Source organism: uncultured Kordia sp., from assembly GCF_947496985.1.
Lineage (GTDB): Bacteria > Bacteroidota > Bacteroidia > Flavobacteriales > Flavobacteriaceae > Kordia.
In genome coordinates this window covers 1-14,051 of record NZ_CANMEZ010000001.1, presented here as the reverse complement: position 1 = coordinate 14,051, position 14,051 = coordinate 1, and the positions used below count along the sequence as shown (strand labels likewise).

The window sequence follows — 14,051 nt, the reverse complement described above, 5'->3', positions numbered from 1 at the left end:
AACCCAACACTTAAATTTTATTAACTAAACACTAAACTAAAAATTAGATTATTATGGCAAAGAATGGCAAGATCACGCTAACGAACATGGTATATGGACTTGGAGCGGCAATTGTAATTGTAGGAGCACTATTTAAAATTCAACACTGGCCTTACGGAAGTGAAATTTTAACGCTTGGAATGATTGTAGAAGCACTAGTATTTACATATTCAGCCTTCGAAAGACAACAAGATGACCTAGATTGGTCTCTAGTATATCCAGAATTATCTGGAGGATCTGCAAAAGCTAAAGCTAAAAAGCAAGAAGCTACTGATGCAGAAGGATTATTATCTAAAAAATTAGATAACTTATTAAAAGATGCAAAAATTGACGGAGAATTAATGTCAAGCTTAGGGTCAAGTATCCGTAACTTTGAAGGAGCTGCAAAAAGTATCTCTCCAACAGTTGACGCAATTGCTTCTACTAAAAAATATAGTGAGGAAATGTCTTTAGCTGCTGCGCAAATGGAATCTTTAAATAGCCTTTACAAAGTACAAATGGATAGTGCTAACCGTCAAGCTGCAATCAATGAAGAAGCGGTAGAAAACGCGGCTAAATTAAAAGAGCAAATGCAATCATTAGCATCAAACCTTTCATCATTAAATGGTGTATACGGTGGAATGTTATCTGCTATGAATAAAAACTAATTAGTAATATAATTTTAATTAACTAAAAAACTAATTAGACATGGCAGGAGGAAAAGCATCTGCAAGGCAGAAAATGATTAACTTGATGTATTTGGTTTTCATCGCAATGATGGCAATGAATATGTCAAAAGAAGTACTTTCGGCTTTCGGATTAATGGAAGCTAAGTTTGCGGATGCAAACGTTGCAACTACCGATAGAAATGACAAACTACTAGAAGAGCTTGAAACAAAAGGAACTGAAAACCCAAAAGAATTCAAAGTTCCTGCAGCAAGAGCGCAGCAAGTAAAAATTGCTTCAGATAAATTATATAAATATCTTGAAACATTAAAGACTGAATTGCTAAACAAGGGAGGATATAAAGTAGATCCTGAAACAGGAAAACTTCCTTTTGAAGCAATGGATAAAACTGATATATTAGACGAAGCTTGGTTTACAGGTGACAGATTGACTAAAAAAGGTCAAGAAGTAATGGATAATATTGAAGCATACAAAACTGAAATCAAAGAAATTTTGGCTACTGACGAAAGTTATAGAGGTAGAGCTGATGTATTTGATAAAACATTCAGTACTGAAAAAGTTGAAAATAAAGATGGTAAAAAAATTGATTGGTTAGCTTATAACTATCAAGGTTTCCCAGCTATTGCTTCATACACTAAATTAACTGCAATGCAAAATGACATTAAAGTTAATGAGGCAAACATGTTTAGCCTTTTCTTAGGAAACATTGTATCAGAAGCTACAACTTTAAATAACTATAAAGCTATAGTACTAGCTGATAAATCTGCTTTCTTTGCAGGAGAAAAATTCCAAGGAAAAGTAGTAATTGGTAAATACGCAAACGTTCCACCAACAAAATTAGTTGTTCAAGGAAGCGAAATCAATTTGGGAGAAGCTATCGATGAAAGTGGAGCTGCTACTTTAGACTTTAATGTTGGTAATGTAGGTGAGCACGAAATCAAAGGTGAATTTACATTTATTGAGAATAGTAAAGAATTGAAAATTCCTATTGCTGCAAACTATGTAGTAGTACCACGTCCAAACTCAGCTACAATTTCAGCTGATAAAATGAACGTTGTATACCGTGGAGTTTCAAACCCAATGACAATCTCTTTTGCAGGAGTTCCTGATAACAAAGTAACTGCAAATGCACCAGGATTATCTAAAGTTGGAAACGGAAAGTATATGATGAAGCCAGGCGCTGGAAGAGAAGTTACTATCAATGTAAGTGCGAAATTAGATGATGGATCTACATCAAGTGACAAAGCTGTTTTTAGAGTAAAAGATATTCCTCGTCCAACTGGAACTGTAAGAGGTGAATACGGAACTTTAAAAATGAGCAAAAGCAATTTAGCTAAAGTTACAGTTGGAGCTATCTTAGAAGATTTTGACTTTGACTTAAAATTGAAAGTAAATGGATTTAGCTTTAAAGTGCCAGGTCAACCAACTATCAAAGTAAATGGAAGTAGATTAGATAGTAGAGCTAAAGCAGCTTTAACTAGAGCAAAAAGAGGGCAAACTGTTCAGGTTTTTGATATTAACGCAAAACTTGCTACAAACTCAGGTTATTTCGTTAAAAAAGTTTCGCCTGTAATTATTGAAATTACAAACTAAAATTAATTAATAATTTGTTATGAATTTGAGAAGTTTATATATTGGAGTACTAACACTATTCGTATCAGGAAGTGTTTTGGCGCAAGCTAATTTATTGAATGCCAAAAACCCTTCAGAGATTGGAGTGAAAACACAAGCTCAAAAAGATGCAGATAACGATGGTCCATTACCTTATGGATACGTTGATGATAGAGATATTCTTTGGTCAGCAACAACATGGGAAATCATTGATCTTGATGAAAGAGTAAACTTCCCATTGTATTATCCGATAGATACTACTGGAATGCGTAATGATAGACGTTCTTTATATGATGTATTATTGACAAACGTGAAAAGCGGAAAGATCAAAACAGTATATGGAGATGGAAACTTTACAGCTAAGAGAACATATGAAGACATCAAAGCTACACTTAGAAAAGTTGATACTACCGATGTCGGTAAGGAACAATTGAATGCAGGTGAAAAGCTATCTGATGAATATATCAATGTTAGAGATTTAACTTCAGCAGATATCGAAGAATACCATGTAAAAGGTGTTTGGTATTTTGATAAGCGTCAAGGAGAGTTGAAATTCAGATTGCTTGCTATTGCACCAGTTGCACCAGATGTAAACTTTATAGATCTTGACGGAGAACAAGACTTAGTTGAGCTATTTTGGGTATTCTATCCAGATGTTAGAGAAATACTTCATGAAGCAAAAGCCTTCAATGATCGTAATGCCGCCAAGCCATTATCTTTTGATCACTTATTAAATGCACGACGCTTTAATGGGATCATCTATAAAGAAGAAAATGTTCAAGGTGATAGGCTCGTCAAGGAATATGTCCGTGAAAACTCACTCATGCAGTTATTAGAATCTGAACGTATCAAAGATAAGATCAGAGGAAGAGAACAAGACATGTGGAATTACTAACACATTCATAACAATAACAATACAAACGCTCACTATTTAGTGAGCGTTTTTTATTTTTGCACTATGGTAGATTATATAATTGTTGGATTAGGTTTAGCGGGAATTGCTTTTTGTGAAGAATTAGAAGCAGCAGGAAAAGAATTTATTGTATATGAAGATAATTCACAGCATTCCTCCACAGTTGCTGGGGGATTATATAATCCAGTAATTCTAAAACGATTTACACCAGCTTGGAATGCAGATGAACAACTAGAAATAGCTTTGCCTTTTTACGAGCGATTAGAAAGAAAACTAGCAACAGCTTTTGATGAGAAAATTTCTGTAGTTCGAAGATTTTCAGCAATAGAAGAACAAAATATGTGGTTTGAAGCTTCAGACAAACCTAAGCTATCCAAATATCTAGATGCGACATTGATTCAAAATAAAAACAAAGCAGTTGAAGCACCTTTCGCATTAGGAAAAGTAAAAAAAACGGGAAGAGTAAATACACGAAAACTACTAACGTCATATCGTGAATATTTAAGCCAAAAAAATGCAATCAAAAAAGAGCGTTTTCAATATAATAGGCTAACTATAGAAAAAAAATCGGTAAGCTATCAAGATATAAAAGCAAAAAAAATAATCTTTTGTGAAGGTTTCGGAGCCAAATCTAACCCATACTTTGACTATTTGCCTTTAAAAGGAACCAAAGGTGAATTGTTATTCATTAAAGCACCAGATTTAAAAATTGATTATGTCTTAAAATCTTCTGTTTTTCTTATTCCACAAGGAGATGATATCTATACGGTTGGTGCAACTTATGATTGGAAAGATAAAACGCATGCAATTACAGAAAAAGCAAGATTAGAGCTTATAGAGAAGCTTTCTAAGCTTATTAACTGTAATTATGAAATTATTGATCAGGTAGCAGGAATTCGTCCAACAGTCATTGATAGAAGACCATTAATAGGAATGCATCCTGTGCATTCAAACTTAATTGTATTAAATGGTTTGGGAACACGTGGTGTTATGGTTGGTCCAACAATTGCAAAACAACTATATGACCACTTAGCGTGTCAAAAAGAATTACCAAGTGATGTTAACATCAAGCGTTTTGAAGATCTGTACAACGCAAACTAAGCATCTTTTTTATTCAAACTCTTATCATAAGACATAAAAAGGTTGATCCAAATATTTCGAGACAACCTCATAATAACTGGCATAAAGAAAATGAGCGTTCCCATGATCGCAAAAAAGGAAGTCAGTAACTCAGTGCCAATAAAATATCTTGAAACAACAAAAGCAGCAACTGCAAACGCAATTCCTACTCCATAACTCACATACATAGCGCCGTAAAAAAAAGAAGGTTCAATCTTATAACGAGTTCCACAATGTGCACAAGTTTCATGCATTTTCAATGTCTTGGCGAGCTTGTACGGATTTTTCTCCTCATACATACGTTCATTATGACATTTTGGGCAACTTCCCGTTAAAATACTATATAATTTCGATCCTTTTTTTAACATTTGTAAAAATATTTATAGCGAGTCTTACGAAATACAAAAATAAGACTTCCTTTTTAGAAACATTGTAACTTTTGTCACACATATGATAAATATTCATAATATCGCTGTTGCCTTTGGCGGAACATACTTATTCAAAGACATTGCTTTTCGTCTTAATGCTGGCGATCGGGTTGGTTTAATAGGGAAAAATGGTGCAGGAAAATCAACACTTTTAAAAATTCTTGCCAAAGATAACGAACCTGATGAAGGAGAAATTGCAACGGATAAAGACATAGCAATAGGTTTTTTAAAGCAGGATATTGAATTTGTTCAAGGAAGAACGGTGTTAGATGAAAGTTATGAAGCTTTTGAGGAAATTCGCGAACTAGAACTCAAAATAGATCAAATAAATCATCAACTATCAGAACGAACAGATTATGACAGTGAAACCTACAATCAACTTATTGTAAACTTAAGTGAATTTACATCGCGGTATGAAATATTAGGCGGTTACAATTACAAAGGTGATACCGAAAGAGTATTACAAGGTTTGGGTTTTAAGCGCGAAGATTTTGACAAAAAAACAGATACATTTTCAGGTGGTTGGCGTATGCGAATTGAACTGGCAAAACTCTTACTTCAGAAAAATGATATCTTACTTTTAGATGAGCCTACAAACCATTTAGATATTGAATCGATCATTTGGCTAGAACAATTTCTAAAAACGTTTCCGGGTGTTGTTATCATTGTTTCGCATGATAAAATGTTTTTAGATAATGTAACGAATAGAACTATTGAAATTTCATTAGGAAGAATCTATGATTACAACAAACCGTATACAAAATACTTAGTATTACGTCAAGAAATTAGAGAGCAACAATTGGCGACACAAAAAAATCAAGAAAAACACATTCAACATACCGAAAAGCTCATTGAGAAATTTAGAGCAAAAGCATCCAAAGCTTCTATGGCGCAATCGTTGATTAAAAAGCTTGAAAAAATTGATCGTATAGAAGTAGATGCAGATGATAATAGTGTAATGACGATTAAATTTCCTGTGTCAATTCAACCAGGAAAAGTAGTAGTAGAAGGAGAAAATATGTCCAAACACTATGGTGAAAAGCAAGTATTATCAAACATTGATTTATTTGTGGAGCGAAACAGTAAAATTGCATTTGTAGGGCAAAATGGACAAGGTAAATCTACGCTGGCTAAAATCATTGTGAACGAAATTCCACATGATGGAAAATTGGAACTAGGTCATAATGTTCAAATAGGATACTTTGCGCAAAATCAGGCAGAATATCTTAATGGTGAATTGACTGTTGAAGAAACGATGATAGAAGCTGCCGATGAAAAAACACGCCCGAAAGTAAGAGACATGTTAGGTGCTTTTTTGTTTAGAGGAGAAGAAGCTGACAAAAAAGTGAAAGTGCTTTCTGGAGGAGAACGAAATCGTTTGGCGTTGTGTAAAATGCTATTACAGCCTTTCAATGTATTGGTGATGGATGAGCCGACGAATCATTTAGATATCAAATCGAAAAATGTTTTAAAAACGGCATTGCAAAACTTTGAAGGAACATTAATCCTCGTTTCGCATGATCGTGACTTTTTACAAGGCTTAACAAACAAAGTATACGAATTCAAAGACCAAAGGATTAAAGAGTATCTAGGAGATATCAATTATTACTTAGAAGAACGAAAAGTAGCTGATTTGCGAGAAGTTGAGAAGCGTACGGTTATAAAGAAAGAAGTCATAAAAAATGAAGATACAAAACAATCCTACGAAGCTCAGAAAAAGCTGAAATCACTTAATAACAAACTCAATAAAATTGAACGTGCTATTTCTGATTTAGAAAAAGAAATCAAAGACATTGACATGGAGTTGGCGGTTAATTATGAAGAAACCATTGCAAAGCCAGATTTCTTCGCTATGTATCAAGGTAAAAAGAAAACCTTAGAGGATTTAATGGTGGATTGGGAAGAATTACAAGAACAAATGGATGAATTAAGCTAAAATGAACGAACATTTCTTTCAATGTCCCTACTGTTGGGAAGAAATTTCCATGTTAATTGATACTTCTGTATCGACTCAAAAATACATTGAAGATTGCGAAATTTGCTGTAATCCAATTGAATTAGAGGTGGTTAGTGAAGAAGGTGATGTTAGTGGATTTCAAGCAAGAAATATAGAACAATAAAAAAGTTTATCTTTTTGTTGGTAGAATCAAAAATGGTTGTATATTTGCAATCCAATATCGCGGGATAGAGCAGTAGGTAGCTCGTCGGGCTCATAACCCGAAGGTCACTGGTTCGAGTCCAGTTCCCGCTACTAGATAAATCAAGCCTTCACAGAAATGTGGAGGCTTTTTTTGTAACCCGACGATTTTTTCAAAATGAATACAAAAGTGAATACAGTTTTGTAGGAATCACTATTAACTTAATGTCTTGATCGCTTAAAATAAAGACTTCTTTCTTAAAAAATTAAGTAAAATAATTTTTGTGTTTTTCTTTTTTTATACTAATTTGCTTCTAGCATTTAGCCAAGCATTATGAAACGTGTTTTTAGTTTCGGGCTTTTGGAAATTAGGAAGTCAAATCCAACAGCTGCTTATGGGATAAGTAACCGAAATATTGAGCTAACTTCCGTTAAAAACTACATATTAAAATATATTGACGCAACACTTGTCGTCACCTTGCTATTAAGACCATTAAGAGTCTGAAATTCATTACACATATAGACTAGAAACTTTAAAGTAATTACTTTAAAGACATACTCTTATACATACATTTTAATTTATTGTAAGGATCATATATGAAAACAAAATATATTGATCTTGTGGATCAAACTTATTACTTTCCACAAGACGAATATGCTTTACATGAAGGGAATTTACACTTTCATGGTATTGACATAATGGAGTTAATTAAAACCTATGGAACTCCATTGAAATTTACATATTTACCACAAATCTCACACAATATTCAACGAGCAAAGAAGTGGTTTAAAAAAGCAATGGACATACATAATTATCAAGGAAAGTATCACTATTGTTATTGTACTAAAAGTTCTCATTTTAACTATGTAATTAATGAGGCACTAAAAAGCAATGTGCATATAGAAACATCATCTGCTTTCGATATTGACATTGTTAACCATTTTAAAAAACTGGGTAAAATAAAAGATGATACCTATATTATTTGTAATGGATTTAAACGTGATTTATACATTCATAATATTGCGACATTAATTAATAATGGACACTATAATTGTATTCCTGTAGTTGATAATTATGAGGAATTAAAACTACTCAACGAACAAATTCATACCACATTTGATATTGGTATTCGCATCGCATCAGAAGAAGAACCTAAATTTGAATTTTACACGAGTAGACTAGGAATAGGTTATAAAAATATTGTCAAATTCTACAAAGAACAAATTGTTGATAAACCAAATGTGTCACTAAAAATGTTACACTTTTTCATCAATACAGGTATTCGCGATACAGCGTATTATTGGAACGAATTACATAAATGTTTAAAAGTATATGCGAAACTCAAAAAGATTTGTCCTACGCTTACTGCTTTGAATATCGGAGGCGGTTTTCCCATAAAAAATTCGTTAGCCTTCAATTATGATTATCAATATATGGTTGATGAAATTATCAATCAAGTAAACATAGTTTGCCAAGAAGCTCGTGTAGATGTGCCAGATATTTTTACTGAATTTGGGAGCTTCACAGTTGGTGAAAGTAGTGGAGCTGTTTACGAAGTTTTATATCAAAAGCAGCAAAATGATAGAGAAAAATGGAATATGATCAATTCTTCATTCATCACAACATTACCTGATACTTGGGCAATTAATAAGCGTTTTATCATGCTACCTATCAACCGTTGGTATAACGAATATGAACGAGTGCTTTTAGGAGGGCTTACTTGTGATAGCGATGATTATTACAACAGTGAACAACATGTAAACGCTATATATCTACCAAAATATGATAAAAACGAACCACTCTACATAGGATTTTTTAACACAGGAGCTTATCAAGAAACAATTGGTGGTTATGGAGGTTTGCAACATTGTTTAATTCCACAACCCAAACGAATATTAATACAAAAAGACAACGAAGGAAATATCACAACACAGCTTTTTGCAGAGCAACAAAAGGCAGAAGAATTTTTAAAAATTTTAGGATACAATGACAACGAATAAAACTTACGCAGGAATCCCAGAATCATATGCAAAGCTAGATACCGCAAAAATCGTATTGATTCCTGTTCCTTATGACGGAACAAGTACTTGGCAAAAAGGAGCAGATAAAGGACCAGGCGCTTTTTTGGAAGCATCAGAAAATATGGAGTTGTATGATATAGAAACAGACACGGAAGTATATAAGAAAGGAATTTATTTAGCAGAATCTGTTACCGAAAATAGTTCTCCTGAAGCTATGGTAGAAGCTGTTCACAAAACCGCAAAACATTACATAAACAAAAATAAATTTGTTACGCTTTTTGGCGGTGAGCATTCTATTTCAATTGGTAGTATACGAGCATTTAATGAGTGTTTTAATAGTCTTACGGTATTGCATATTGATGCACATGCCGATTTACGTAAAGAATACGAAGGAAGCAGTTGTAACCATGCTTGTGCAGTTTACGAGGCAAGTCAGACTAGCAATTTAGTGCAAGTTGGAATTCGAAGCATGGATATTGCAGAAACACGAGTAATGAACGCGGAGAAAGTATTTTTTGCACACAATATGGCAACCAATGAGTATTGGATGGATAATGTGATTGATTTACTTACCAATAATGTATTTATCACCTTTGACTTAGATGCTTTAGATCCTTCAATTATGCCTGGAACTGGAACGCCTGAACCTGGTGGTTTACTATGGTATGAAACCTTAGAGTTTTTGAAAATAGTATTTGAAGAAAAAAATGTAGTCGGTTTTGATATTGTAGAATTATGCCCAGAAAAAAATAATAAGCGTTCTGAGTTTTTAGCAGCTAAACTGTATTACAAAATGCTTTCTTATAAATTCTTGGAAACTCAAGAAGATGAAAATGTAGATGATTTTAAAGTTACCCCACCTTTTTCTAAAATTTCAAAATTTAAAGACACAGATGACTATGAATAAAGGAACTATATCAAACTTTATAGAAAACCACTTTTTACACTTTAATGCAGCAGCTTTGGTAGATGCCGCCAAAGGATATGAGGCACAATTACAGCAAGAATCAAAAATGCTAGTTTCGTTAGCTGGAGCAATGAGTACAGCCGAAATAGGTAAGATATTTGCAGAGATCATTCGGCAAGACAAAGTCCATATTATCTCATGTACAGGAGCTAATTTGGAAGAGGATATCATGAATTTGGTAGCACATTCTCATTACAAAAGAGTACCAAATTATAGAGATTTGACACCTTCAGACGAATGGGAATTATTATTAAAAGGGCTCAACAGAGTCACTGATACTTGCATTCCTGAAGAAGAAGCATTTCGCCGCTTGCAAAAACATATTTTTAAAATTTGGAGAGAAGCAGAAGAAAATGAAGAACGCTATTTTCCACATGAGTTTATGTATAAGCTGTTACTATCAGGAGTTTTAGAAGAATACTATGAAATTGATTTAAAAGATTCATGGATGTATGCTGCTGCAGAAAAAAACTTACCAATGGTAGTTCCAGGCTGGGAAGACAGCACCATGGGGAATATTTTTGCTTCGTATGTTCTGAAAGGCGAATTGAAAGCATCTACTATGAAATCAGGAATTGAATATATGACCTTTTTGGCAGATTGGTATACCGATAATTCAGAAAATGGAATTGGTTTCTTTCAAATTGGCGGTGGTATTGCAGGTGATTTTCCTATTTGTGTAGTACCAATGTTGTATCAGGATATGGAACGGGAAGATACACCTTTTTGGAGTTACTTCTGTCAAATATCAGATTCTACTACAAGTTATGGTTCCTACTCAGGAGCTGTTCCTAATGAAAAAATTACTTGGGGAAAATTAGATATCGATACTCCAAAATTTATTATAGAAAGTGACGCTACCATTGTTGCACCATTAATCTTTGCCTATTTATTAAACATGTAAAACCTACCAAGTAATGAAAAGAGTTATTGTAGATTATCAAAAATTAACACAAAGAATATTAAATCTTTTAGTAGAAAAATATCCTGATGGTTATGATGATTTGGATATCATAAAATTTAAAAATGCTAAAAATGAAATCATTGAAGCTGTAGAAGTCCGAACAGATGATACTGTATATTTAGTAAAAGTCAGTAAAAAACTGGCTGATTCAATCGAAAATTATGAAGATGATAAAAATGACATAGATGATGACGTAAGCAGAAATGAAAATGATTTCATTGATGATATGAATTAAAATGAAAAAGAAACATAAAGAAAAATCGAGATTACTTATAGTAAGTAATTTAGAAGTTTTGGTATTACGAAAAAATACAGATAAAAAAGAATATGGTCTTATTGGTGGTTTTTCTAAAAAAGGGGAAACTCCCGAATCTTGTTTAATAAGAGAAACCTTTGAAGAAGTTGGAGTGCACTTAAACTATAACGATTTTCAATACATTTCAACATTTTGTAGCATATTCAATAAAAAGCCAACACTAACTAGACATTATTTTATTTTAAAGGATATAAAGAAAACGTTTTTATTACGCGAGCCTCATAAATTTACTGCTTTAGAATGGGTAAATTGGATAGAAGCATGTCAGTATTTAGGAGTTTCTGATAAGAATGCTTTGGAACGCTTTTTCTTTACACAACGCGGAAGTGCTAATTAAAAATTTGATGCTTATGAGCTATTATGAAACACAACAGACTAAGAGCGAAGAAGGTATTTTTATTAATTATAGTAATGGATATTATACCTTTGTTTTTTCTTTTGAAGAAAAAATAATTTTTGAAGAAATTTCAAAAAGTGTATTACAAGAATTTAATCTACAAGATGGTTCTATGTTGAATAAAACTTTTAGCATAACCTACGAAGAAATTATTAATGATTTAGATGATGATGATTTTATTATTTTTAGATTATTAAAATTAGAGTTGTTGGATGATATCTAAAGAATATAGTTTTTTATTATATTTGAAAAAGTATTAATCAGAAAATCGAATACGTTTCTGAATACGATTTGAGAATTTTAGCAGAATAGAGTAGGGTTAATTAATTGATAATCAGAGGGCGCAATTCCTTAGATGAACTCATAACCCGAAGGTCACTGGTTCGAGTCCAGTTCCCGCTACTAAAGCGGACAAATTAACATTATTGTTTTTTTGTCCGCTATTTTTTTGGTTCAAAATCACTGAAAGAGAGTTAGTTAATTCCAAGATTGAATTTGTTTTAAGGGTTCGACAAGTATCATTTTCTTTATCGTAAAGAATTCCGTTAGGGAACAACAAATTTTGAAGTTGTTGTTTTTGCGTATAATCAGATAAGTTCCACATATTGTGTAAATTAGAAATTAAATTTATTGATTTATCTATGTAAAAATCAAGGTTCGATTTTTCAAAAGAAGTTTTGTTAATTTCGTTTTCTATTTTGTCCATTTCTTCGCTGAACTTTTTAGAAAATTTATTGTAAATAACCGTGTCAATTTCGCCTATTGCGTATCTCTCTTGAATCTTTTCAAACTTTTCTTTAATAGTCTTTAAATTATATTTTAGAGTTGCTGCATTATCCTTATTTGATTTGTTGAAATATTGGAAAGTATATTTAAGCTGTAGTTTCAAAGGTGCTACTAATTTTTTGTCCAACTGAAACTTTTCAAGAATATTTAAAAACAGCTGATTCATTTTGTTTGCATTCTTATTACAACCACAACCAATAGTTCCACATTTGTAATAATGGATATTCTTCTTTTTAACAATATATCCTGTTAATGGTTTTTCGCACTTAGCACATTTAATAAAACCGCCTTTAAGCGGTAAATTGTCATTTGCTTTGTGTTGTTTATAACCAGTTCCCGTATTAATATTATTTACTTTTAAAAACGTATCTTTAGTTATAATGCCTTTGTGTTTTCCTTTTATAATTTCTCCATCTAAAAGATTATGTGCTATCAAACCACAATACACTGGATTTCTTAAAATGTTAGTCAATTTTTGTTTATAAAGCTTTATACCATATAAACTTAACTTATCTAGTATTTGCTTATTCGAAAGACTTTCGTTGAGCTTCCATAGAAATATCTTTTTTATATACTTAGCATTTTCATCAAAAACAATAATTGGAGCGTTATTCGCATCTCTAGCATTTTTATATCCAAGTGGCGCTTTTCCCATCCAATACCCATTTAGAAGACGTTGACGCATTCCCATGATGGTTTTATCACGTCTTTGATCATTATCGTATTTACTGAATAGTAAATTAAGATTTTGAAAAAACATTCCTGTAGAGGTTTCCACATCAACAGGCTGAGTAACAGAAAGTACATTGATTCCAATTTTTTTGAGTTCTTCAACAATGGTTATTGCACTTGCACCTGCGCGCGAAAAACGGTCAATACTATATACAATGATAAAAGCGATTCTATGCTTCTTCACATAAGTAATCATTTTTTTAAACTGTTTTCTATCATCAGTTTTCGCACTTTCATACGTACCGCCAAAATATTGTTTAATAGTCAGTTTAAGTCGAGATGCATATTGTGTACATTGTATATTTTGACTTTCAAGACTTGTATTGTCTTCTTGCTTAGAACCAGAAACCCTCGTGTAGATTACGGCTTCATTTTTTGTGATTACCCCTTTTTTATTCTGCTTTGCGAAGCTCTGAAATTGTTGAAGATTGTCCATGCTCGGTAATAATGTTGTGTGTTATTAGTGATAGTTCTTTTAATGTATGTATGATGTGTTCAGCTTCTTCATTAGATATATCAGCAAGTCCATCAAAGCTTTTTAATTCTTCAATAGATATTACTTTTAATGCTGATATGTCTTTTACATCTTTCATTTAAAGGAACTACGATAGTATTATTTACTACTATTTGTTTGCAACAATTAGTAATCCTCTTTTTGATCTTTGTAAAATTAGCTGAAATCATATTTCTTCATATTACAAAAAATAAAAACTAAGTCCAACTACCAAAAGCTTAATTAATAGTTAAAATCTTACAATTTTTATTTAGAAGAGAATTATATTATTTTTTAGATCGTTGCTTTTATCATTTTATTTTTAAAACTTCATTTATTAATCATTTTCAAAGATTAATAGAAAAAAAATAACATTGGTCGAGTTTGGTCGAGTTTGGTCGAGTTTGGTCGAGTTTGGTCGAGTTTGGTCGAGTTTGGTCGAGTTTGGTCGAGTTTGGTCG

15 protein-coding genes and 1 tRNA gene are annotated in these 14,051 nt (G+C 32.4%); 13 read left to right on the top strand and 3 right to left on the bottom strand.

What is annotated here, in order from left to right; translation table 11 throughout:
- Positions 1 to 53 precede the first annotated feature (53 nt).
- The 4 genes from gldL to Q0828_RS00065 all read left to right on the top strand — a co-directional run bounded on the left by gldL (position 54) and on the right by Q0828_RS00065 (position 4,330).
- On the top strand, positions 54 to 686 hold the full coding sequence (gene gldL / locus Q0828_RS00080; RefSeq protein WP_298416652.1) for a gliding motility protein GldL: 633 nt from the start codon (positions 54 to 56) through the stop codon (positions 684 to 686).
- Positions 687 to 726: 40 nt separating this feature from the next.
- Positions 727 to 2,298, top strand: a complete 1,572-nt coding sequence (gene gldM / locus Q0828_RS00075; protein ID WP_298416650.1) for a gliding motility protein GldM — start codon at positions 727 to 729, stop codon at positions 2,296 to 2,298.
- Positions 2,299 to 2,317: 19 nt separating this feature from the next.
- Entirely contained in the window at positions 2,318 to 3,211 is an 894-nt protein-coding gene (gldN, locus tag Q0828_RS00070; RefSeq protein WP_298416648.1) for a gliding motility protein GldN, read from the top strand.
- 63 nt (positions 3,212 to 3,274) lie between these two features.
- Entirely contained in the window at positions 3,275 to 4,330 is a 1,056-nt protein-coding gene (locus Q0828_RS00065) for an FAD-binding oxidoreductase (protein WP_298416646.1), read from the top strand.
- Here Q0828_RS00065 and Q0828_RS00060 read toward each other — a convergent pair.
- Positions 4,327 to 4,716, bottom strand: coding sequence for a DUF983 domain-containing protein (locus Q0828_RS00060; RefSeq protein WP_298416644.1), 390 nt, complete (start codon positions 4,714 to 4,716; stop codon positions 4,327 to 4,329). The genes Q0828_RS00065 and Q0828_RS00060 overlap by 4 nt on opposite strands.
- Positions 4,717 to 4,798: 82 nt before the next feature.
- On the opposite strand from Q0828_RS00060, the gene abc-f reads away from it, so the two are divergent.
- The 9 genes from abc-f (at position 4,799) to Q0828_RS00015 (ending at position 11,802) form a co-directional block, all read left to right on the top strand.
- On the top strand, positions 4,799 to 6,712 hold the full coding sequence (gene abc-f / locus Q0828_RS00055; RefSeq protein ID WP_298416642.1) for a ribosomal protection-like ABC-F family protein: 1,914 nt from the start codon (positions 4,799 to 4,801) through the stop codon (positions 6,710 to 6,712).
- A gap of 1 nt (position 6,713) precedes the next feature.
- Positions 6,714 to 6,896, top strand: coding sequence for a CPXCG motif-containing cysteine-rich protein (locus Q0828_RS00050; protein ID WP_298416640.1), 183 nt, complete (start codon positions 6,714 to 6,716; stop codon positions 6,894 to 6,896).
- 58 nt (positions 6,897 to 6,954) lie between these two features.
- Positions 6,955 to 7,027, top strand: a tRNA-Met gene (locus Q0828_RS00045).
- A gap of 483 nt (positions 7,028 to 7,510) precedes the next feature.
- Positions 7,511 to 8,914 carry an arginine decarboxylase gene (locus Q0828_RS00040; RefSeq protein ID WP_298416638.1) on the top strand — a complete coding sequence of 468 codons (1,404 nt, stop codon included), beginning with the start codon at positions 7,511 to 7,513 and terminating at the stop codon, positions 8,912 to 8,914.
- Positions 8,901 to 9,842 carry an agmatinase gene (speB, locus tag Q0828_RS00035; RefSeq protein ID WP_298416636.1) on the top strand — a complete coding sequence of 314 codons (942 nt, stop codon included), beginning with the start codon at positions 8,901 to 8,903 and terminating at the stop codon, positions 9,840 to 9,842. Before Q0828_RS00040 ends, speB begins: the two co-directional genes overlap by 14 nt.
- Positions 9,835 to 10,806 carry a deoxyhypusine synthase family protein gene (locus Q0828_RS00030; RefSeq protein ID WP_298416634.1) on the top strand — a complete coding sequence of 324 codons (972 nt, stop codon included), beginning with the start codon at positions 9,835 to 9,837 and terminating at the stop codon, positions 10,804 to 10,806. The genes speB and Q0828_RS00030 overlap by 8 nt, the downstream gene beginning before the upstream one ends.
- A 13-nt stretch (positions 10,807 to 10,819) precedes the next feature.
- Entirely contained in the window at positions 10,820 to 11,101 is a 282-nt protein-coding gene (locus tag Q0828_RS00025) for a hypothetical protein (RefSeq protein ID WP_298416632.1), read from the top strand.
- Position 11,102: 1 nt separating this feature from the next.
- Positions 11,103 to 11,519, top strand: coding sequence for an NUDIX hydrolase (locus tag Q0828_RS00020; protein ID WP_298416630.1), 417 nt, complete (start codon positions 11,103 to 11,105; stop codon positions 11,517 to 11,519).
- 13 nt (positions 11,520 to 11,532) lie between these two features.
- Entirely contained in the window at positions 11,533 to 11,802 is a 270-nt protein-coding gene (locus tag Q0828_RS00015; RefSeq protein ID WP_298416628.1) for a hypothetical protein, read from the top strand.
- A 138-nt stretch (positions 11,803 to 11,940) separates the two neighbouring features.
- Here Q0828_RS00015 and Q0828_RS00010 read toward each other — a convergent pair whose 3' ends face one another.
- The gene (locus Q0828_RS00010; RefSeq protein WP_298416626.1) at positions 11,941 to 13,533 is read right to left on the bottom strand and encodes a recombinase family protein; all 1,593 of its coding nucleotides are present in this window, start codon (positions 13,531 to 13,533) and stop codon (positions 11,941 to 11,943) included.
- Positions 13,490 to 13,690 (bottom strand): hypothetical protein, encoded by a 201-nt coding sequence (locus tag Q0828_RS00005; protein ID WP_298416625.1) that lies wholly within the window; start codon positions 13,688 to 13,690, stop codon positions 13,490 to 13,492. The genes Q0828_RS00010 and Q0828_RS00005 overlap by 44 nt, the downstream gene beginning before the upstream one ends.
- Positions 13,691 to 14,051 lie beyond the last annotated feature (361 nt).

Excerpts from the sequence above, each read along its gene's own strand:
- gldL (WP_298416652.1), top strand. The coding sequence starts at position 54 with ATGGCAAAGAATGGCAAGATCACGCTAACGAACATGGTATATGGACTT.
- gldM (WP_298416650.1), top strand. The coding sequence starts at position 727 with ATGGCAGGAGGAAAAGCATCTGCAAGGCAGAAAATGATTAACTTGATG.
- gldN (WP_298416648.1), top strand. The coding sequence starts at position 2,318 with ATGAATTTGAGAAGTTTATATATTGGAGTACTAACACTATTCGTATCA.
- Q0828_RS00065 (WP_298416646.1), top strand. The coding sequence starts at position 3,275 with ATGGTAGATTATATAATTGTTGGATTAGGTTTAGCGGGAATTGCTTTT.
- Q0828_RS00060 (WP_298416644.1), bottom strand. The coding sequence starts at position 4,716 with ATGTTAAAAAAAGGATCGAAATTATATAGTATTTTAACGGGAAGTTGC.
- abc-f (WP_298416642.1), top strand. The coding sequence starts at position 4,799 with ATGATAAATATTCATAATATCGCTGTTGCCTTTGGCGGAACATACTTA.
- Q0828_RS00050 (WP_298416640.1), top strand. The coding sequence starts at position 6,714 with ATGAACGAACATTTCTTTCAATGTCCCTACTGTTGGGAAGAAATTTCC.
- Q0828_RS00040 (WP_298416638.1), top strand. The coding sequence starts at position 7,511 with ATGAAAACAAAATATATTGATCTTGTGGATCAAACTTATTACTTTCCA.
- speB (WP_298416636.1), top strand. The coding sequence starts at position 8,901 with ATGACAACGAATAAAACTTACGCAGGAATCCCAGAATCATATGCAAAG.
- Q0828_RS00030 (WP_298416634.1), top strand. The coding sequence starts at position 9,835 with ATGAATAAAGGAACTATATCAAACTTTATAGAAAACCACTTTTTACAC.
- Q0828_RS00025 (WP_298416632.1), top strand. The coding sequence starts at position 10,820 with ATGAAAAGAGTTATTGTAGATTATCAAAAATTAACACAAAGAATATTA.
- Q0828_RS00020 (WP_298416630.1), top strand. The coding sequence starts at position 11,103 with ATGAAAAAGAAACATAAAGAAAAATCGAGATTACTTATAGTAAGTAAT.
- Q0828_RS00015 (WP_298416628.1), top strand. The coding sequence starts at position 11,533 with ATGAGCTATTATGAAACACAACAGACTAAGAGCGAAGAAGGTATTTTT.
- Q0828_RS00010 (WP_298416626.1), bottom strand. The coding sequence starts at position 13,533 with ATGGACAATCTTCAACAATTTCAGAGCTTCGCAAAGCAGAATAAAAAA.
- Q0828_RS00005 (WP_298416625.1), bottom strand. The coding sequence starts at position 13,690 with ATGAAAGATGTAAAAGACATATCAGCATTAAAAGTAATATCTATTGAA.